Consider the following 19,951-nt stretch of genomic DNA (forward strand, 5'->3'; position numbering starts at 1 on the left):
TTAAATTGTGTGTTGTTTAGAGTGGATTTTGAAAATTTAGACAAAATACTATCATTTTTATAATCGCTGACTCTGTAAATGTAACTTTATTGGGACCATCATTTTTATGCCTATGCATTTTATCGTCATTCCCGCTCAAAAAACTGCGGGAATGACGATAAAGAGCCAAATGTATAGGCACGTTACTGTATTTAATCATTAACAATACTATCTAATACGCCAACGATTGATGGGTGGTAACCTGAGCGTGCAGATTGATATATTGATTGTGCGATATCGTTATAGCCTGCAGATTTTAAACTTTTATATAAAGGACGAACAAATTTACCTCGACCAATGCGGTTCAGGTATTTATCTACAGCAGGTAATGCAGCTTGATATTTATTTCTTATCGCGACAGTAAACCAAGCAAAAGCGATTTCAGCATTTTTCGATGAAGTAAATTTAAAATTGGAATCTAGCTCTTTAAGCTGCTTTAAAGATAGACTGAGTGGTAAACTGGTTAAAAAATATTGCCAATGATGCACACTCCAACTCGCAGTGTTTAATTGATCTGCTTTAGTACCTGTGAGCCACGCTTGTGTTGCCGATTTTACTTTATCTAAGCTAGATGAGGTTGGTGCAACAAACCAGTCTGGCATGCCTGTACCGTAAATCCATTCAAGTAATTCAGCCTCAGAAATCTTATCACTGTGGTCAATTAATAAAGTTGTTTTGGCATATTCTACAAAATTTTCTGTTGTGATTGCTTTGAAAGCAAAATGATTGACATATGTGAGTAAAAATTTGTCAAAATTTTCTCGGCCTAATCGGTGCTCTAAATCATGCACAAACATAGATGACTTATCATAAGTAAAGCGATCAAATGCATTATTAGGATCTTCAAATTGCACATTAGCTGTTATATTTTGCTTTTCTAACGGCATAGTTTCAAACTCTTCCATTAAGCGGCCGTATTCTAAAACAGCCTCAAGCTCAGCCATTTCTTTACCGTAAACAGCTTCCACTATACGATTTGTAAAATAAGTAGTGAAACCCTCATTAAGCCATAAATCTCGCCATGTTGCATTGCTGACTAAGTTTCCGGTCCATGAGTGAGCTAATTCATGGGCAACGGTAGACACTAAGCTTTTATCTCCAGCAATTAGGGTGGGTGTCATAAATGCTAATCGCGGGTTTTCCATACCACCAAATGGAAAACTCGGTGGCAGTACTATCATATCGTACCGGCCCCAACGGTATGGCCCTAGCAGGCTTTCTGCTATTTTTACCATTTTTTCAGTATCTTCAAACTCACTAATACATGCGTTTAGCATATCTGGTTCGGTATAAACGCCAGTGCGTTTACCTATCGATTTGAATGCAAGATCACCACATGCAATCGCCATTAAATGTGTTGGAATAGGTTCTTGCATATCAAAAGTAAATACACCATCTAATGCGGCATCAGCATCATTATCGGCACTCATTACAACTCGCATACCTTTTGGTGCTGTGATGTTAGCTTTAAAAGTAACACGCGCTTTTGGAGTGTCTTGCAATGGGATCCAACTTCGCGCGTTAATTGGCTGAGATTGGCTGAATAAGTAGGGAAGTGATTTCCCAGAGGTTTGTGCCGCTGTTAACCATTGTAAGCCTTCTGCCTCTGGGCTCGTTTTATAAAATATTGTTACTGTGTTATCACTTTGTGGTAATTCAATTTCTAAACGCTGACCCAAAATTTCATCGTTTTGAAACACTGTGAAATTTAGCGTTTGTGATTTGTTACCTTCGATACGCTCTATTGCTAAGTCCCTTGTATCTAAAACTAAAGTTTGAGCTGCGATTGATGTTTGATGCTCTAAGGTTAATGTAACTGAGCCATTAAGCTGTTTTTGTTTAAAGTTGATTGCTAAGTCTAAATCAAAATGTATTACTTTAACGTGTTCTGTATTTGCGTAAGAGTGGTAGTCACGAGTAAAATCTAAATCATTCATGGTATTAAAAATCCGATATAAATAAATTTGAATTGAGATAAACAGGGTTTAAAGAGTGTGTTTTTCTTTTTTAGTGTAAATAGCGTGATATCAAATCACGCTATTTATTTTTTATGCTGTTTGAGTTTTTTCTAAATTATATTGTTCGCTGGCTGATATGTGCTTTTGTAAACGATAAACCCATTTAGCGTATAAAAAGATACCTACGCCCGAAATTGCACCCACGGTAGCAATGATATACCAGGCCATGCCGATATTATTTGCTTGATATAAGGCATCTGTCATCGTTTGTGCTGACTTACCGGTATAAGAGAGTAATACATCAAATGCCTCACCATTTTTTATGATGGCCACCTGCTCCTTTAACATGCCTAAATCTATTAAATATTCACGTGCTAATAAGTCTTTTGATGCATATACATCATATAACCAAGGACCTAGTTTACCTTCAAGTGTCCAGCCAATACCTTGCGGTAGCATTACAAATCCGAGATACATGGCTTTTTTATCTGAGGGAGCGATGTTACCCATAAACTCACCTTTTTTAGGGCTTAGTAGCATCTCGCCTAAGCTAAAAACAATGATACCCACCACGATAGCCCATGCCATAGGCGTAAAACCCACTAAAGCCATTGCCAAGCAACATAAAATACAACCCACTAACATACTGCTTAATATTCTGAATTTTGCTGTAAGTCCTGCAACTAAAAAGCAGGTTGTTGCAATCATGAAAAAATTAATACTCATCAGATATTCAGGCATTACTTTAGTGCCAGCATGATTTAATCCTAACAAACCAATCATTAATGGATTTTGTGTGCCACTTGCGCCAAATAAATCAGTTACGATAGTGCTGGTATTAACCCAATCATCAATATGTTTCGGCAATACATCAAACATAGCGTTAAACATGAACCAAAATCCTGAAAAGGCAAACATATAACCAAGAACTAAAGGTTTTTTTACTTCATTGATAGATTCACGCCATAGAGATTTTTGAGTGATTTCACCTGATTTTATTTTTTCTTTTCTTGTTTCGCGTTCTTCTTTTCCAGGTTCTTTATATAAAAATAACAAAATAAAGTTTAATGAAATGATAACTGCGCAGGTATAAAACAATGCATTCCAACTAAGCTGACGTAACTGTACTGCTATTAAAGGGCCTAACCAGCCTCCAATATTGACTAATTGATAAAAAATGCCCCAAGCCATAGTGCTTGTTTCGCGTTTTACCGATTTAACCATAGTACCTTGGATACCTGGTTTAAATATGCCAGTTCCTAAAGCGAGTAACATTGCACCTATGGTAAAGCCTAAAAAGCTTGGAAAGCTAGCCATTGTGATATAGGCGCATATTTTTATGATAGTGGCAGCGGCTATGGTTTCTTTATAGCCTAATCTGTCGGCAGTACCCCCTAAAAAAATGGGAACGAAGGTTTGAGTTAAAGCAAAAATAAACATTATGGTGCCATAATCACTCATGGTCAGACCTAAACCACCTTTAGAAACAGCATCAGTTGCATATAAACTCGCACTGGCTTTAACGCCGTAATAGGCTATTCGTTCGATAATTTCCATACCACCAACTAACCAAAATATGTAACCTAAACTCATTATTGAGGCCCATAATCCGAGTTGTTTTACATCGTTTAAGTTATTGTTTGCATATTTGTTTGGTTGACTCATTTGCTAACTCCTATTTATTATTTTTATTTTGCATACAATATACCTTGAATTTATTGTAAGAGGAATTATTCAGATTGATATTTATTAGTTAAATAGAATAATTTGTTCTTTAAATGTATCTTTGTTTCGTTTTTAAAGTCGGCTTTTATCGATTTTACTAACTCAATCAGGCATAAGTACGCTAAAATGCAGATTGTTATTTCAGCTTTGAGCCATTTATATTAATGAGTACCATTACAACGCCCGCAAACTTTACAGAGTTAGGCCTAATTTCACCTTTGTTAGAACGTTTAACGCAGATGGAATATCAACAGCCAACGCCCATTCAAGCACAAGCGATCCCAAGTGTATTAGCTGGACGTGATTTAATTGCAGGTGCCAATACTGGTTCTGGTAAAACAGCGACTTTTGCACTGCCTTTATTACAGCAAATTTTTGAGCAAGAAAAGAAATCAAGCGACAAAGGTAACTTTGTTTCAGGTTTGATTTTGGTGCCAACTCGTGAACTTGCTAAGCAAGTTGCTGATAGCATAAAATCTTATGCGACGCATTTAAATGGTGCAGTTAAAACCGTTGCTGTTTTTGGTGGTGTATCAATAAATACTCAAATGCTTGCACTGCGTGGTGGCACTGATATTTTAGTGGCAACTCCAGGTCGATTACTTGATTTAATTTCAAGCAATGCAATTAAGTTAGACCGCGTAGAGACTTTAATACTTGATGAAGCCGATCGTATGCTAAGTCTTGGTTTCACTGAAGAGTTAGCTGAACTGTTAGCTTTAATGCCTCAGAAAAAACAGACTTTGTTATTCTCAGCGACATTTCCTGAGCAAGTACAAGCATTAACGCAAGAACTACTTAACGACCCTGTTGAAATTCAAGTACAAAGTGCAGATACAAGTACCTTAGTACAACGCGTTTTTACTGTTAATAAAGGACAGAAAACTGCGTTATTGGCACAAATGATAAAGCAGCATCAATGGCGCCAAGCACTTATTTTTGTAAATGCTAAAAAGAGCTGCAATCACTTAGCTGATAAATTATCAAAACGTGGCATTACTGCTGAAGTATTTCATGGTGATAAAGGCCAAGGCGCACGTAATCGTGTATTAGATGCCTTTAAAGCAGGTGAAATTGAAGTCTTAATCGCAACTGATATTGCAGCACGTGGTTTAGATATCGAAAAACTACCTGTTGTAATTAACTTTGATTTACCAAGAAGTCCATCGGATTATATGCACCGAATTGGTCGTAGTGGTCGAGCAGGAGAGGTTGGTTTAGCACTATCTTTAATTGACCATGAAGATTACCATCACTTTAAAATAATTGAAAAGAAAAACAAAATCAGGCTTGAACGTGAAGAAGTTGAAGGTTTTGAAGTAGCAGAAGTTATTCCTGATGCGTACTTAGATGCTGGTAAACCTATGGCAAAACCAGAAGGTAGCGGTAAAAAACACCGTAAAAAGAGTGTGTCGCAGCAAACCGATATTTGGTTAAAAAACCTTTAATTGAAATTTAAAGCTTAAGTGAAGTATTAACGCTTAAGAGTGTATTTTTTATAACGCCCAGTAAGTTTTATTTACTGGGCGTGTTTATTTTAGGGAATGAACTGTTCCCCAATTTAGACTATTTAGTCGCTTTATAAAAACGTTGTTTATATTCATTTGGGGCAATGCAAAAATATTTATTAAACGGGGGGATTAATACAATAATGTTATTTATTCCTTCGTTTTTATTGTGCTGAGTAGCTAATTTGTACTTTCAGAGCAAGTAAAAAAATTAATAAACTTACCTAAAACTATTGAAATATTAAATAAAATTTCAGGCTCTACACTTATAGGGGCAGGACTAATAACTGTTACATTAGAAAAGTAATTATTCACTGAGGTTAGAGGCTATACAGATTTAGTTATGCCTCTAATTATATCTATATTTGCAGCAAGAAAAGCCAAGAATAATAAAGAGCGAAACCAAAAATCGAGTGAATAACAAAGTTTTGTAATCGTACTATATTTGGTTTTTCTGCTTTAGAGGCACATATTCCCATACCTAAACTTGGTTGCATTATAAACCAAGGCGATATAATTGTTGCAAGGCCAAAAAGCCAAGCAGATAACACAGAGGGGTCATTTGCTTGATAAATAGTAATTAATGCAATATAAAAACCGGCATATAAAATGCCAATAAGGTAATGAAATAACCAACTTAAAGCGTTTTCATATTTTATTTTAGGGGAAGTAATTATCGCATTATGTGTTAGCTTCTCATTTGGAATATGACCTAACCATTGCCCAGTTCGTAAGTGGGAATTTGAGTACTTTATTTGAAAACGTAGTCCAAATATCTATCGCTATAGTTGCAACTAACCCCAAAAATATTATTTTAAATAATATTTCAACTTCCATTTTTTATAGTCCTTTTATAACTGTAAATGGCATGAATATAAACTACAAGGAATAGGCTTATCTCTAAGTTTCAGTTATGACAGGTGACATATTAAAACGTTAATAGCTAATTGTTAATACCTTTCACCGAAACAATGATAAAGCGAGCTTAGCTGACTTTAGGATTCAAGAAAGTTATTCTCACTTAACCTTGATAGACAACAAAACTGTCATAGATACTGTAAAAGTAAGTAACAGTAAAAACTAACACTTCACTTTATTATTCATTGATCTAATATGTATAATCAGGATGAAGTCAGGCCACATATTCTCTATTATTATGAAAAATCTATTATCCATTCGTTCTTATAGTAGAAAGCCAACTCGTCATTCACATCACTTTAATCAACTGGTTTTACCCTTACGTGGTGTTATAAATATATGTGTGGGTAATTTTAAGGGCAAAGTTGCACCGAGTGAATGTGTTGTAGTTAAAGCCAGCGAAGAGCACTTGTTTACTGCTGATACTGAAGCTAGGTTTGTAGTCGTGGATATAGAAAAACTGCCCTTAAACATTTCGTCTTCAAACTGTATTGTTTTTGCTATTAACGCATCTCTTATAAGTTACTTAACTTTTATCGAGAATCAACTAGAAAACAAAGTTAATGCTCAATTAGAGTTGGCGATGTTTGAAATGTTTAGTTTACTGCTTGAAGAGCAACCTTTACTGCCGAAAGTAGATAATCGTATTGGTACAGCAATATCCTATATAGAAAAAAATATTGCAGAACGACTCCAAATCAAACGTTTGGCAGAATCAGCTTTCTTGAGTGAAACACAGTTTAAGAAACTATTTAAACAACAAACAGGCTTAACTGTAATGAAGTATGTAACAAAACTTCGAATGGAAAAAGCCCAAGCTTTACTCGTACATACAGATTACCCGTTACCAATTATTGGTGAAAAAGTAGGTTATAAAGAACCATCAGCCTTTAGTCGAAAATTTTCACAATACTTTGGACTATCACCTACCAAGTTTAAAAAGTAAACATAGTCTTAATTGTTAAAAATAGCGTCTTAATTGGTAAAAATGACTTTCATAATTAGCATACTATTTCTGTATTGAAGTTATCAATTGCAGGATTCATTATGGAAAACTATCACGAACATCTTAAGGGTGTTATTGCTATTATTATTGCTAGTTTTTTGTGGGGGACAACTGGCACTGCGGCAAGTTATTCATCTGATGTAAGTTCTTTTGCAATTGGTGCATTTTCTATGGGAATAGGCGGAGTCTTACTTGTAATAACAGCTCGTAAAAAACTGCTTTTAGATTATAAGGTCATGCTCGAACAGCCTAAGGTATTAATATTAGGTGGGGTTTGTGTCGCTATTTATCCATTAGCATTTTATACATCAATGCAATTATCTGGTATTGCCATTGGTACTGTAATCTCTATAGCTACAGCTCCTTTTTTTGCAGCAATTCTTGAACGTATAATTAGTAAAAAAAGCATATCACTGCAATGGATATTGAGCTTTGTCGTTGGGGCTATAGGTATTGCTTTGTTAACTTTAGGCAAAGATCAGAGCAATAATACTGCTTATCGTATTAATCAACAGAGTTTAGGTATTCTTTTGGGTTGTATTGCAGGGTTAACTTATGCTGGATATTCATGGGCAGCAAGGCGTTTAATTGAAAGTGGCGTTCATTCAAAATCGTCTATGTCAGGGCTGTTCGGTTGTGCTGCACTATTGTTGCTCCCTTCATTATGGTTTACGGGTGATAACTTATTTTCAAGCTCAACTAATGCGTTGGTCTCTTTGTATATGGCAATCATTCCAATGTTTTTAGGATATCTACTATTTGGTTTTGGTTTAAATTATATCGATGCAAGTAAAGCAACACTAATTACCCTAATAGAACCATTAGTTGCTACAATATTAGCTGTCTTCATTATTGGCGAGAAGTTTAAAGTCATTGGCTGGATAGGTGTAATTTTAATCTCTCTATGTCTATTGATGCAAAGCATCAAACCTCAAAATTAACTTAGAACAACCTTTAAATTAACTTAGCTATATAACCTAATTTAATAGTTATTTTGACAAAGAGTTTGTAACGTTTTTAGTTACCACTGATAGTTATTTGACTCAATATTAACGGCAGCAAGGCGCTTACAGCAGACCTCTGAGCTAGACTATTTTATGACTATTTTATGACTGTTTTTCGACAAAGCGAAAGAAATACTTATTTTATATCGACTGAAATAAAATCATGCATTTTGTTACTACATTTTTATATTGAAAAACCATATAGCTACTCGTTCTGACTCCAGATACAGATATTAATATCTTTTTAAATTCCTCCATACACACAACCATTCTACACATTAAAGTCATAAGTGATTTTATGGTCTATTTTTATAGTGTGCCAGTTAAATAATGGATAATGTAGGAGGCGTTAAACCATATTTGAAAGCTGTGAGTATAAAGAATGAAAATATTATTACCATAAACACAGGAAGTAATAACTATATTACTGTTGTTGAATAATATTAGCTTACCGATTGTTAATAAGATTTTTTTGCAAAATATCATAAATGAATAGATTGAAAATGTGATGTAAGAGTCAAAAGAATAATGGTTATGGAGTTTGACAATTAAATGAAAAATGGACTGAGTTTAAAAGATGCACAAAAAGTAATTTTGATCAGCCAAGGCTTTCATAAAAAGAATCAATGTGGCAATGATCTTGAAGCCAGTTTTCAAGTCCTAAAGTCTATTAATTATGTTCAAATAGATTCGATTTCTGTAGTAGAGCGAGCTCATCATCATAGTATTTGGAATCGAGCAGACAATTATCACCCATCTCATATAGAGCAATTATTAGAAAATAAGCATGTTTTTGAATATTGGTCTCATGCCGCTTCGTATTTACCTATGGCGCATTATCGTTATAGTCTGCCGAGAAAAAATGCGATAACCAAAGGCGAGCAACATTGGTTTAAGCAAGATAATAAAACCATGGCGTTAGTGTTAGAACGGATCAAGGTAGATGGTCCACTACAAGCGAAAGACTTTAAAGATTCGAGAAAAACAACAACGGGTTGGTGGGATTGGAAGCCCGCAAAAAAAGCGCTCGAGCAGTTATTTATGCAGGGCGACCTTATGGTCCTAAAAAGACAGGGCTTTCAAAAAGTGTATGACCTAACAGAGCGTGTTTTACCTGCAAATATTGATACGAGCATACCAAGTGAAGAGGAATACTATGCACATTTAATTATTCGTTATTTGACAGCCAATGCCATAGGTACACCAGAACAAATGAGCTATTTATTAAAAGGAATTAAAAAACCGGTTAAAACGCAGTGTATGAAAATGCTTGAAGCTGGTTTGTTAATCACAGTAGATGTTAATGGCCAAAGTTACTTTGCTTTACCAAGTATTAATGATTTATTAAGAAAAAAGTTAGGCCATAATACAGTAAAAATTCTGTCTCCATTTGATAACCTGCTTATTCAAAGAAAAAGAATTAAACAGCTGTTTAATTATGATTACCAAATAGAGTGTTATGTACCTTCGGATAAAAGAAAAATCGGCTACTTTAGTTTACCACTGCTATGGGGGCGAACATTTGTGGGTCAAATGGATGTGAAAATGGACAGAAAATCAGGGGTTTTAAATATACTTAATTTACATTTACAAACAGATAAACTCGATGAATTTATTGTAGAGCTAAAAACAGAATTGAATAAGTTTTTATCGTTTAATAATGGTAAAAGTATCAATGTCAGTAAAATAACAAGTGACAAATCGAATTTAACAGATAGCCAAGTAAAGTATTTCATTGATACATTAACTGATACCAATTCCAATAAATATATGAATTAATAAAACGGGACTGAAGTCCGGTCTACGACAAGGTCTGATTGTGAATTTTGCTTTAGGCGGGGATTTGCTTACAAGGAAGTTAGTAGTAGGATGAGCATTACCGATAATCCGCGCGGGTTTAGATTCGTACCTATGCATTAAATAAACGGGAATGAACTCCGTCTACGTTAAGATTGCAAGACTAAAGTCTCGTCTACATGAATATTAGAATATTTAAATGCACAATAAATTGTTTAAAGGCTTATTAATTATATGAATCAAAATTTTAATACATCTAGATTAGTTGTTGATGAAATTCCTTCTGAAGTCAGTGAAAAAATGAGTGATGAGTTTTTTACCAATATAATAAACATATTGACGCCTATGGTAGTTAAAGATCTTCCGCCTTATTTCCATAATATTTTAACTATTGCAGACGCTAAACTTTGGTTTGAACGCATGATAAGTGAAAGTACATTTTTCACTGTGAAAGATGCTAAAAACACCCAATTGATTGGCTTTATTTTTGTTTATTTGGAAAGTGACTCTGAAGCTCACATTGGTTATTTATTAAAAGAAGATTATTGGGGAAAAGGTTTAGCAAAAGAGCTTTTATCTGAGTTTATATGTTGGTGTAAAACACAAACAAGCTGGTCAAAACTTGTTGGTGGCGTAAGCAAGGATAATTTCGTATCATCGAATCTTCTAACAAAACTTGGATTTATGAAATCTGGTAGTGATGATAATCATTCTGTGTTTTATGAATACCAGCTTTAGAAATGTAATTAATGTAAAGCCAGGCTGTTGATGAAAGGCGTTAGGCTTGATGGAGTATATATGAGTATTGAAGTTTGGATTTCCTTTGTATTAGCATCCATGATGTTGTGCTTTACTCCGGGGCCTACAGTTTTTGTTGTGATGGGGCAATCTTTGAATCACGGTAAAAAATCGGTAATACCTTTGGTTTCAGGAGTACTGACTGGTGATATCATTGCAATGAGCATTTCTTTTGCAGGATTAGGGGCTTTATTGGCAACATCTGCGACATTATTTAGTGCATTTAAATGGATTGCTGCGGGATATTTAATTTACCTTGGATTAAAAGCATGGTTCACGAAATCTAATGTCGATGAGCTAGATACAACTCATAAAAAAAGCGGTGAAATATTTAAAGAAGCATTAGTTGTTACAGCCTTAAATCCTAAAGGGATCATTTTCTTTATTGCTTTCTTTCCATTATTTATAAATACAAGTAATGCTGTTTGGCCCCAAATGCTAATAATGGGCATATCATTTTTAATGGCTTCTTTACTTAGCGCTTCTTTTTATTCATTTTTCTCTGGCTACTTACGCAGTAAAATTAAGTCAGAAAAATTCCAGAATGCTTTTAGTAAACTCAGTGGTTCAATGTTGATAGGTGCAGATGCTGTTACCGCCACATTGCAAAAATCAGATTAATAGAGTCATAAAAAGGAGAATAACAGTAAGCTACTTCTCCTTACCCCCCCAAGTAAAGGCTCAATTTCATATTTAGTAATAGGTTTTGAGCTCAATTACGACTTAAAAATATTAAAAGTACATTTAATAAATTGAGTATTTTATGAAAACATCATTTATTCCAAACTTTATTGGCAAGCGTTGGCTAAAAATAAGTTTACGAACATTTCATATACTGGGAGTCGCAGGTGTATTTTCAACTGTTCTAACTCAAACTCCTCAGCCTTTATATTGGGGGTTAATGTTTATGACTGGCTTAGGGCTATTAGCTTTAGAGGCATTGAGTAATATTGTTTGGTTTGTACAGATCAGAGGATTGGTGATGTATTTAAAGCTAGGCTTACTAGCTATACTTTATTTTCATCCAGATTACGCATGGCATTGTTTAGTTTTAATGATAGTTTTAGCAGGCATGATATCTCATGCGCCTAGTTCTGTGAGGTATTATTCGTTTATCCATCGTAAAAAAGTCACCTCATTGAATGATGTAAAAGGTTAAAATTATCGTTAAAAACGATTAATTTACAAGGAAGAATAGGTTAATGCTAAGTAGTATAATAAATAAATTCGGTTCTATTTTTTATAAATTCAAATATGGGAAAACCGTTTTAGAGCAGTTGATATAAAAACGTCAGCTGTTTTTGATGAAAAACCTCTATTACAAATAACGACTGACAAAAAGATCATTATTACTGCGTTTGGTAATAGCGCATATATTAATCCTATCAATCCATTTTCTCACCCTAGATCTTTATTAAATGACTTTTATAGCGCAGAACGTTTACTCCAAGCTATTGTAAAAAAGGTAATAGGCAAAAAGCTAATATCTCCCGCGCCAGCTATCATAATTCATCCGATGGAAAAAATAGAAGGCGGTTTGACCTCAATAGAAATCCGCGCTTTTACTGAAATGGCTTATGGCGCTAGAGAAATTGCTATTTATAAGGTAATAAAACCTTAGTGATTTCACAAATAGATTTTAAAAAGATTGTAAAGCAAGGCATGGAAGTGTCTTAGTTTTCAGCAGATTAAAAAGGATAATAAAATGCCTCACTGTATAATAGAACACGCCTCCAAAATTGATGGAAAGACTCTAATGCTGTTAGTATTTGAAGCTGCTTTAGCATCACAATTATTTGAAGTTGATGGTAGCGATATTAAAGTAAGAGCATTACCTTATGATGACTTTATAACTGGTAATAGCGTGCTTAATTTTATACATGTAACTTTAAAAATTCTGTCTGGACGTAGTGCAGAACAAAAATTAATATTGTCTAACCTCGTGTTAGAAAAACTCAAGCCACATGGTATAAAAGGATGCGCTATATCAGTAGAAATCGTTGATATAGCGCGTGCAACTTATGTAAAGGGAAGTCATTTGTCAGAAGACAATAAAGTGTGATCAATATACGATGTTATTCGCCAATAATGTATAGACTTTAAGTGTAAAGTGCGATCATTTAAGGAGTTTGGGCAACTGATAATTACCCTTAATGACAATATAATGTGATCGTTTATACTGTTTTATTGGCATGTATCCAATGACCGCATAGTGCCAATAGCAGACTGCCTTCTATTACTTCTTAAGATAAAAATGACAATTGAATAGTCTGAGCTAGTACATATTAGGAATATAATTTGCAATTCACTGAAAAACTAGGGCGTTCTTTCGAACGCCATAGTTAGATCTACTTATAAGCCTCGGCTTGGCTAATACCTTTTTAATCTGCACATTCTTTATTCATTTGAATCTGCTTTTGATGATCGACTCTTAATATCGGACAATACCCAATTTAATGGTGCGTCTTTTTGGCTACTGATCACTTCCCATTTTGGCTCAATATAAATATCTGGAATAACACCATCTGTCACAGTGTCATGGAAGCGATATTTCCTTTTTGAGTATTGAACATCCCAATTTGAATTTGGCAATCTGAATCTCGAAGCATCTTGAAAATCATTAGGATTTGCACCAGTAGGCTCTCCCACCACTTTTGCATTGAGTAATTCCTGACTTTGAGCAGTATTACTCATACCTGCGGAGTACGTTTTTCTTCCCGATAAAACGTAGACTCCTTCTTTCCAATCTACTATATCAATATAGGAAAGCGCCTTAATCAAAGTTAATCCAATATAGAAATTTCCGCCCGTATTATCCCTTAAATCAATAATGATATTCTTGATATCATGTTCGATGATGTCTCTTGATATTTCCATTGCAATACGACGCATTTGCCAAATCTGAGGGTAGCCAGAAAAATAAATGTACGCTGTTTGCGTTTCTTCAATTGATTGATACCAAAAATACCTCTCACCCAATAACGCCTCCTCAAAGCTAAAAGGCGAATTAAGTTTAGTTGGCGCATCCATTGATGAGGAATAGTCAGCATGTGCTACAGCATTAAGTCTAAAGATCTGTTTTGACCCATCGCTCATGAAAAACTCAAAGTCTGCATATCCTTCGTTCTTAGCTACACCTAACGCTTTTAGAAGCTTATCGTAACGCATGTAACGTGCCAACCTATCGGTCTCAGAATAAGAATTATCTGTCACCTGAGCCACCTTGGAAACATCATCCGTCCAGTTTTTTATTGAATTGCCATCTATGCTCAACAAAGCAGCGCCCATCAATTCAGGCATTTCTTTAGGTGGTCTAACGACTCTTATTTCTCCCGCTCCAAACACAAAAAATTCCACCGGATACGTTGTATAGTATTCACGTTCTCTCCAAAGACCTGTATGACTATCGTCAAACGATTTAACAATTTTAGATATGCTGAGAAATATTTCGGAGTCTGCCATTTCTGGAAGATTTGACAGCAGGTTTTCCACTTCTATATCTACTTTTTGTTTAGGAATACTGTGATAAAGATGAATATGTTTTGACTCTAATGTGGAGATAAGAAATTGAATATCCTCTTTCCATTTTTCAGTCGTCATCTCTTGGGATTCTGCCAGCACACTTTTAGATATTGATAACGCAAACAAAATGAATGTAGTGAATGCAACAATCTTTCTTGATAAAAATTTCATAAGCTTCTTCTAAAATCTCAACGTGATTAATGCATTGGGTAAATATACGATGATTACTGCCAATCCAGCGCTAAATAATGCCTCACCTAGACCAATTCTTTTCATCTTAAATACATTCAACGAAACAACTGCTAAAGATGCAATTGAGGCAACAAAAACGGCTTGCATAGCAAAGCCTTCAAGTGTCTTCACAATATAGAAGTTATCGTTAGCATAAATTTCAAAGAATCCCGCAAGACTAAATATGGTCAATGCAAAATTACTGAACCTTAACCTAAGTAAGGTCAATAAACCTGCTAACAGCAACAGACCATAAATTATCCATTTACCCATGTAGAGTAGCTTGGAGTAGGCTATATATCCGTCTCTATACTGCTCGCTCGGCAATAACTTATAAATAGACTGATATTCTAATTGCATCAAAAAAGCAGAAAGCATAACCAACATTCCGCCAAACATCATTTGATAATGATTTCTTTCCAATTTCATCATACCGCTTTTCTCTTAATCCAAGTGAAGTCCATAGCTAAAATGGAACATGTATCGAACTATTACTGCCAATTGCAGCCATTTCAACTATAGCAATGAAAATCTTAGTTCCTTTACTGAGTCGCAGTAAGGGAGTAAAAGGTTTAAATCCATAAAACTTTTTATCAAATAAAGTCTGTACTCAATATATCGCTTATTAATTCAGACTAAAATGTTAGGGTTGCTTTCAAAACACCTGTTTAGCGGTTAATTTCTGAGTTGTCGTAACGCTCATTTAATCCATCAATTTTTGACTGCAACTCTTTCGTTTCGCTCTTCAAAACACCGATTCTCCTTAATATTTGATCTTCGAGATCACATAAACTGTCGGTTCTGTCTGGGTTAAGCTCATCATCCATATTTTTATTAAAAGCGTTTGCACTTTCAATCAACACTTTTAGTTCAAGGACAACATTGTTATACCTGTTGAAGGATTTATATCTCGTTTGTACAGGGAAAATTACTTAATACCTTGTTTTCGAATGGTGAACTGTGGTTATGGGTTAGTGATGAGTTTGGAACAGAAAGAAAACGATGTTGGATTGAAGACCTTTAGAGTAAAGAGGTGATTCCGTCTTCAGCATGCAGCTATATTCCTGACAAGAGCATCTCAATCACTACACATTGGGATAGTCATTGCACTTTTATCTGTGGTAATGGAGATAAAATTAGAAAAATATTATATGACGCTGATTTAGAAGGATTCTACTGCAACGAAAATACAGAGGTATAGAGGGGCATTCACTGAAAACTAGGGCGTTCTTTCGAACGCCCTAGTTAGATCCACGTATAAGCCTCGGCTTGCTCCCCTGCTGCTTTTCAATTTATGAAATAGTGATCAATTAGAATGTCCGCTTGTCGCTCTTAAGATACATTAGCTTTATGTGAGGAATATTATAAAATCACTTCAAACACATTTCTTTATTAAAAAATGATCAATCATTAATGTAGCTGATCAAATTTTATTGTCTTCTGACATTATTTAACGATTTTCTGGTTCAATATCTTTTATTTTCTCTGCAAAGTCAGAGATTTGCTTTTGGCTAAATGATGTATTCGTTCTTTTAATTAAAGGAAACTGATGTTTAATACTGAGTCCTTTACGATATTCAGTTGATGGCCTTATGGGTCTAAAAGTAAAACCTCCGCCACAATTAGGGCAAACATTTTTAAGAATATTTTCCACACATTGTTGGCAAAAAGTACATTCGTAACTACAGATCATTGCTTGTGTGGAATTTACAGCTAAATCTTTATTGCAACATTCACAGTTAGGCCTAATTTCTAGCATTTATATTCCTTAGCTCTATTTTAATAAATAATTTCAGTAACCACTTGAGTTTTTACTGAGTTAGCAATAAAACATTGCTCGTGTGCTTGATGATGAATGTTTTCAAGCATTACTAAATCAGGTTGTTTGTTACCTGAAAACTTAATATGCGGGCGAAGTGTTACTTTTGTCATAGACACTTTTCCATTTTTGTCTTTTTCCATTAAACCTATGGCTTGATCAACATATTTATCTACAATGAGTTTATTTTTAGCGGCAATCTGTAAGAAAAATAACATATGACAGCTTGAAAGTGAGGCTATGAAAGCCTCTTCAGGATCTACATTTCCTTCAACTGAATAAGGTAATGGTACGATACTAGGCGATGAAGATGCCGCAACACTTGCTCCACCATCAAAATGCCATATATGTGCTCGGCTATATTTTTGATCTAAAAACCTTTCTTGTTCATCTCTTTGCCATAGGATTTGTGCTGTGTATTCTGACATTTTAGACCCGTTAATATGTTGCCATTGTTTATGCTTGAGTGTGTATTATTGCTTGACTCTGAAGTTTTATGAAAGCGATAATATTTCAATTAGACTTGAGGACAACTCATATCATTATGAGTAATAATATTTCATTTTCGGCGATACATACATTTACTGTAGTTGCTAAAGAGCTTAGCTTTACCCGAGCGGCTGAGATACTTCACATTACACCTAGTGCAGTAAGCCATCAGATGAAGTTATTAGAAAGTCAGATGGGTGTTACTTTGTTTTATCGTCAGTCTAAAGGTGTAAGACTCACGTTAGCGGGAGATACACTGAAACAGCATGCAACATCTGGTGTGAGAAATATTCAACATGGCATAATTCAAAGCCAATTTTCGAGCCAAAAAGAAAAACTGATCATTGCTGTGATACCGTCGCTTTGCCAGTTATGGCTCATGCCTCGAATACATAACTTTTGCACTCAATATCCACATATAGAGCTGGAAATAGTAGCGCTTGATCAATTAGCCGATTTTAATACAGATCAATATGATGGTCATATTCACTTTGGCATTGGTGATTATCAGGGCTGTGAAGCAAAGTTATTGAGTAATGAAAAAGTTTACCCAGTTTGTCATCCAGAGTTATTGGAACAAAGTGGAAGCAGAAAATTAGAAACTTTATTAGAGAAACATCAATTGCTCATATATAAAGCTGGAATTGAAGATGAACCTGGTGGTATATCTTGGGGCACTTGGTTTAACCATTTTTCAATAGAAAAACCCCAACAAGTAAGCCAAATGTGGTTTAGTCATGTTTCTATGGCGTTATTCGCTGCTAAGCAAAAACAAGGCATCGCTTTAGGTTGGCATAAAATGGTTAACAGTGATTTATTAAGTGGTGACTTAGTGAGACTTGATGATTCAGAGCTAGCTACAACGTATAACTATTACCTCGTTGCACCAAATAAATCATGGAAAAATACTGCTTTCACCTTATTTTCTGATTGGTTATCAGAACAAATTTGTGATTAAAAATAACGTATATATTTCATAGAACGCTCAGATATTCAGACTTACAGAAGTTTTGAATATCTGAGATAGTGAGTGTTTTTTATGAAAGAGTTAAAGTTACAGCCCGCCGGCTAAATCTAGGTAATTGTTAGTGGAAAAAGATGATTTTTCACTAGCGAGCCAATAAATCGCTTCGGCAACTTCAGTTACTTGGCCACCTCGGCCTAAGGGAATGATGCTCTCTAGCCTTTGAACTCGATTCGGCTCTCCACCATCTGCGTGCATATCGGTATAAATTAAACCAGGACGTACACAATTTACTCTTATACCTTCACTAGCGACTTCTAAAGAAAGGCCTCGTGTTAAAGTATCGATCGCGCCTTTTGAGGCTGCATAATCGATATATTCATTTGGCGAGCCAGATTTTGCAGCACCAGATGATACATTGACTATCACACCGCCACTTCCACCTGTACTCGTTGACATACGTTTAACGGCTTCACGACTACATAAAAAGTAACTGGTCACATTATTAATTAATACTTCGTTAATGCGATCAGCTGTCATATCAACGAGTTTTGATTGTGGTTTTAGCATACCGGCATTATTAACTAATACAGATACAGTACCTAACTCTTTATCTACTGTTGAAAATAAACGGTTTACATCTTCTTCAATAGAAACGTCAGCTTGAACAGCAATACAAGCTGTACCTAAATCTAAAATATCTTGTGTTAGCTTTTGTGCAGGAGTCGACTGAGTTTTGTAATTAATACAAATTGCATATCCTTTTTTTGCAAACAATTTAGCTGTTGCTGCACCTATGCCTCTGCTACCACCTGTGATAATAGCGACTTTTTTATTTTGCATTATTTTCCCTAAGAAGCAGTTAATCTTAAAACTTTATTACAGGGTGCTATCATATAATGAAAATAAAATTGGTAGCGCATTTTTGTTGTTACAAATTATCTAGAGAACTGGTGATGGTAGCAAAGTGCTAATAACTGTCTTTAAAAACTGGGTACTCACCTTGTATAATTAAGAATAACAGAGGTTTACAGCTGTTTTATTTATAAATTAAAGCTTGGATGTTTAAGCTAAAGTTAATATACGATTGTTTAATGCGCAGAAACAAGTGGGAATTCATATCTAGTTTATTAACGGCTATAGCTTTTGGCTTTTATAAATCTAAAATATTCAGTTATCGTGAATTTAAGGCGTTAAAATCAAATCAAGGTTTTCTTAAAAAATATTTAGATGGCATTGTATTTTATATTGTCATAATTATTACAATTGTTTGGTTTAATTAAGAAAAGTAAAAAATTCAAACTTGATTAGAATTATTATTAAAAGGCCCTGTTCATTTTAATGATGATTGGGCTTTAACTAAATACCAAAATATGGAGATTAAATCTATGTCTTATGTTGATGGATACGTACTTGCTGTTGCAAAGAAAGATAAGTCCGATTATATAAAGCTTGCTGAGGTATCGGCTGCTGTATTTAAGGATCATGGTGCTTTGTCAGTGGTAGAAAACTGGGCTGACGATGTGCCTGATGGTACATTAACATCTCTTCCTATGGCTGTTAAATGTGAGGCAGAAGAGGAGGTTGTTTTTTCATGGATTGTATGGCCATCAAAAGAAGCTCGCGATGCAGGAAATAAAGCTGCAATGACAGATCCTAGATTTAAAGATTGGGATATTAATAAAATGCCATTTGATGGTAAGAGAATGATTTTTGGCGGGTTTAAAACCATTGTATCCGTTTAATACAGCAGCTATTAAATTCAATTAGTCGCTTTATGGTACTGTTTTACAAAGGCAGTAAAACGGTGTAACACTGCTTCATAAATAAAATGGATATGATGCTGCTTTAAAAACGGATGAACTATAGTTAATAAATTGATTTAGAACAGAATAATAATGATGGGTTGCTTGCCTGTTTTAGGCTTACTTTTGACACTGATTTTAAATTTTATGACAGACTCTGGTTATACCGATTCAGTAAATCAAGATGTTATCTACATATATTTTATGGCTTCAGTTACCTGGTTTGTACTTGCATTTTTTACAAGTGTTTATATGTATTCAAAATGTAGTTCAATGAACCATTTAAAATTTATACTCGGGGTATTTTCTGTCAGTTTAGGCGCTGGTATGCCTTGGCTAATAGGCATGTCGTAGTAACCTTAATCCAA

20 protein-coding genes are annotated in these 19,951 nt (G+C 34.8%); 11 read left to right on the forward strand and 9 right to left on the reverse strand.

Annotated elements, in window-relative coordinates; all coding sequences use genetic code 11:
* Positions 1 to 191 precede the first annotated feature (191 nt).
* Both KO527_RS22715 and KO527_RS22720 read right to left on the reverse strand, forming a co-directional pair.
* Positions 192 to 1,976, reverse strand: a complete 1,785-nt coding sequence (locus tag KO527_RS22715) for a M1 family metallopeptidase (RefSeq protein ID WP_216042529.1) — start codon at positions 1,974 to 1,976, stop codon at positions 192 to 194.
* Between the two features lie 111 nt (positions 1,977 to 2,087).
* Positions 2,088 to 3,662 (reverse strand): MFS transporter, encoded by a 1,575-nt coding sequence (locus KO527_RS22720; protein WP_216042530.1) that lies wholly within the window; start codon positions 3,660 to 3,662, stop codon positions 2,088 to 2,090.
* A gap of 224 nt (positions 3,663 to 3,886) precedes the next feature.
* On the opposite strand from KO527_RS22720, the gene KO527_RS22725 reads away from it, so the two are divergent.
* Entirely contained in the window at positions 3,887 to 5,170 is a 1,284-nt protein-coding gene (locus tag KO527_RS22725) for a DEAD/DEAH box helicase (RefSeq protein ID WP_216042531.1), read from the forward strand.
* A gap of 419 nt (positions 5,171 to 5,589) precedes the next feature.
* On the opposite strand, the gene KO527_RS26485 is transcribed toward KO527_RS22725, so the two are convergent.
* Positions 5,590 to 6,006 carry a DUF2938 family protein gene (locus KO527_RS26485; protein WP_216042601.1) on the reverse strand — a complete coding sequence of 139 codons (417 nt, stop codon included), beginning with the start codon at positions 6,004 to 6,006 and terminating at the stop codon, positions 5,590 to 5,592.
* Between the two features lie 485 nt (positions 6,007 to 6,491).
* Here KO527_RS26485 and KO527_RS22735 point away from each other — a divergent pair, with 485 nt between their 5' ends.
* The 7 genes from KO527_RS22735 to KO527_RS22765 all read left to right on the forward strand — a co-directional run bounded on the left by KO527_RS22735 (position 6,492) and on the right by KO527_RS22765 (position 12,815).
* Positions 6,492 to 7,094, forward strand: a complete 603-nt coding sequence (locus KO527_RS22735; RefSeq protein WP_354668651.1) for an AraC family transcriptional regulator — start codon at positions 6,492 to 6,494, stop codon at positions 7,092 to 7,094.
* Positions 7,095 to 7,195: 101 nt separating this feature from the next.
* Positions 7,196 to 8,095 (forward strand): EamA family transporter, encoded by a 900-nt coding sequence (locus KO527_RS22740; protein ID WP_216042533.1) that lies wholly within the window; start codon positions 7,196 to 7,198, stop codon positions 8,093 to 8,095.
* A gap of 615 nt (positions 8,096 to 8,710) precedes the next feature.
* Positions 8,711 to 9,937, forward strand: coding sequence for a crosslink repair DNA glycosylase YcaQ family protein (locus KO527_RS22745; protein WP_216042534.1), 1,227 nt, complete (start codon positions 8,711 to 8,713; stop codon positions 9,935 to 9,937).
* Positions 9,938 to 10,189: 252 nt separating this feature from the next.
* Positions 10,190 to 10,693 carry a GNAT family N-acetyltransferase gene (locus KO527_RS22750; RefSeq protein ID WP_216042535.1) on the forward strand — a complete coding sequence of 168 codons (504 nt, stop codon included), beginning with the start codon at positions 10,190 to 10,192 and terminating at the stop codon, positions 10,691 to 10,693.
* A gap of 60 nt (positions 10,694 to 10,753) precedes the next feature.
* Entirely contained in the window at positions 10,754 to 11,374 is a 621-nt protein-coding gene (locus tag KO527_RS22755) for a LysE family translocator (RefSeq protein WP_216042536.1), read from the forward strand.
* 142 nt (positions 11,375 to 11,516) lie between these two features.
* Positions 11,517 to 11,912 (forward strand): hypothetical protein, encoded by a 396-nt coding sequence (locus KO527_RS22760; RefSeq protein ID WP_216042537.1) that lies wholly within the window; start codon positions 11,517 to 11,519, stop codon positions 11,910 to 11,912.
* Between the two features lie 546 nt (positions 11,913 to 12,458).
* A complete protein-coding gene (locus KO527_RS22765) occupies positions 12,459 to 12,815 on the forward strand; it encodes a 5-carboxymethyl-2-hydroxymuconate Delta-isomerase (protein ID WP_216042538.1) in 357 nt (118 codons plus the stop codon).
* A 335-nt stretch (positions 12,816 to 13,150) separates the two neighbouring features.
* Here the strand turns inward: KO527_RS22765 and KO527_RS22770 are convergent, their stop codons facing one another.
* From KO527_RS22770 to KO527_RS22790, 5 genes are all read right to left on the reverse strand, one after another.
* Entirely contained in the window at positions 13,151 to 14,446 is a 1,296-nt protein-coding gene (locus KO527_RS22770; RefSeq protein ID WP_216042539.1) for a S41 family peptidase, read from the reverse strand.
* A 9-nt stretch (positions 14,447 to 14,455) separates the two neighbouring features.
* Positions 14,456 to 14,938: a hypothetical protein gene (locus KO527_RS22775; protein ID WP_216042540.1), complete on the reverse strand. Its 483-nt coding sequence runs from the start codon at positions 14,936 to 14,938 to the stop codon at positions 14,456 to 14,458.
* 236 nt (positions 14,939 to 15,174) lie between these two features.
* The gene (locus tag KO527_RS22780; protein ID WP_216042541.1) at positions 15,175 to 15,369 is read right to left on the reverse strand and encodes a hypothetical protein; all 195 of its coding nucleotides are present in this window, start codon (positions 15,367 to 15,369) and stop codon (positions 15,175 to 15,177) included.
* A 587-nt stretch (positions 15,370 to 15,956) separates the two neighbouring features.
* On the reverse strand, positions 15,957 to 16,265 hold the full coding sequence (locus KO527_RS22785) for a DUF1272 domain-containing protein (protein ID WP_216042542.1): 309 nt from the start codon (positions 16,263 to 16,265) through the stop codon (positions 15,957 to 15,959).
* 20 nt (positions 16,266 to 16,285) lie between these two features.
* Positions 16,286 to 16,753, reverse strand: a complete 468-nt coding sequence (locus tag KO527_RS22790) for an OsmC family protein (RefSeq protein ID WP_216042543.1) — start codon at positions 16,751 to 16,753, stop codon at positions 16,286 to 16,288.
* 116 nt (positions 16,754 to 16,869) lie between these two features.
* On the opposite strand from KO527_RS22790, the gene KO527_RS22795 reads away from it, so the two are divergent.
* Positions 16,870 to 17,772 carry a LysR substrate-binding domain-containing protein gene (locus KO527_RS22795; protein ID WP_216042544.1) on the forward strand — a complete coding sequence of 301 codons (903 nt, stop codon included), beginning with the start codon at positions 16,870 to 16,872 and terminating at the stop codon, positions 17,770 to 17,772.
* Positions 17,773 to 17,868: 96 nt separating this feature from the next.
* Here KO527_RS22795 and KO527_RS22800 read toward each other — a convergent pair whose 3' ends face one another.
* Positions 17,869 to 18,621, reverse strand: coding sequence for an SDR family oxidoreductase (locus tag KO527_RS22800; RefSeq protein ID WP_216042545.1), 753 nt, complete (start codon positions 18,619 to 18,621; stop codon positions 17,869 to 17,871).
* A gap of 545 nt (positions 18,622 to 19,166) precedes the next feature.
* Between KO527_RS22800 and KO527_RS22805 the strand changes: the two genes are divergently transcribed.
* The gene (locus tag KO527_RS22805; protein WP_216042546.1) at positions 19,167 to 19,523 is read left to right on the forward strand and encodes a DUF1428 domain-containing protein; all 357 of its coding nucleotides are present in this window, start codon (positions 19,167 to 19,169) and stop codon (positions 19,521 to 19,523) included.
* A gap of 186 nt (positions 19,524 to 19,709) precedes the next feature.
* Entirely contained in the window at positions 19,710 to 19,937 is a 228-nt protein-coding gene (locus KO527_RS22810; RefSeq protein WP_216042547.1) for a hypothetical protein, read from the forward strand.
* Positions 19,938 to 19,951: the final 14 nt, after the last annotated feature.

Source organism: Pseudoalteromonas sp. C2R02, assembly GCF_018860845.1.
GTDB lineage: Bacteria > Pseudomonadota > Gammaproteobacteria > Enterobacterales > Alteromonadaceae > Pseudoalteromonas.

Bases quoted from the DNA above. Each gene is read 5' to 3' on its own strand.
- KO527_RS22775 (WP_216042540.1), bottom strand. From the start codon at position 14,938: ATGATGAAATTGGAAAGAAATCATTATCAAATGATGTTTGGCGGAATG.
- KO527_RS22765 (WP_216042538.1), top strand. From the start codon at position 12,459: ATGCCTCACTGTATAATAGAACACGCCTCCAAAATTGATGGAAAGACT.
- KO527_RS22795 (WP_216042544.1), top strand. From the start codon at position 16,870: ATGAGTAATAATATTTCATTTTCGGCGATACATACATTTACTGTAGTT.
- KO527_RS22800 (WP_216042545.1), bottom strand. From the start codon at position 18,621: ATGCAAAATAAAAAAGTCGCTATTATCACAGGTGGTAGCAGAGGCATA.
- KO527_RS22770 (WP_216042539.1), bottom strand. From the start codon at position 14,446: ATGAAATTTTTATCAAGAAAGATTGTTGCATTCACTACATTCATTTTG.
- KO527_RS22745 (WP_216042534.1), top strand. From the start codon at position 8,711: ATGAAAAATGGACTGAGTTTAAAAGATGCACAAAAAGTAATTTTGATC.
- KO527_RS22740 (WP_216042533.1), top strand. From the start codon at position 7,196: ATGGAAAACTATCACGAACATCTTAAGGGTGTTATTGCTATTATTATT.
- KO527_RS22760 (WP_216042537.1), top strand. From the start codon at position 11,517: ATGAAAACATCATTTATTCCAAACTTTATTGGCAAGCGTTGGCTAAAA.
- KO527_RS22790 (WP_216042543.1), bottom strand. From the start codon at position 16,753: ATGTCAGAATACACAGCACAAATCCTATGGCAAAGAGATGAACAAGAA.
- KO527_RS22725 (WP_216042531.1), top strand. From the start codon at position 3,887: ATGAGTACCATTACAACGCCCGCAAACTTTACAGAGTTAGGCCTAATT.
- KO527_RS22805 (WP_216042546.1), top strand. From the start codon at position 19,167: ATGTCTTATGTTGATGGATACGTACTTGCTGTTGCAAAGAAAGATAAG.
- KO527_RS22755 (WP_216042536.1), top strand. From the start codon at position 10,754: ATGAGTATTGAAGTTTGGATTTCCTTTGTATTAGCATCCATGATGTTG.
- KO527_RS22785 (WP_216042542.1), bottom strand. From the start codon at position 16,265: ATGCTAGAAATTAGGCCTAACTGTGAATGTTGCAATAAAGATTTAGCT.
- KO527_RS22715 (WP_216042529.1), bottom strand. From the start codon at position 1,976: ATGAATGATTTAGATTTTACTCGTGACTACCACTCTTACGCAAATACA.
- KO527_RS22750 (WP_216042535.1), top strand. From the start codon at position 10,190: ATGAATCAAAATTTTAATACATCTAGATTAGTTGTTGATGAAATTCCT.
- KO527_RS22720 (WP_216042530.1), bottom strand. From the start codon at position 3,662: ATGAGTCAACCAAACAAATATGCAAACAATAACTTAAACGATGTAAAA.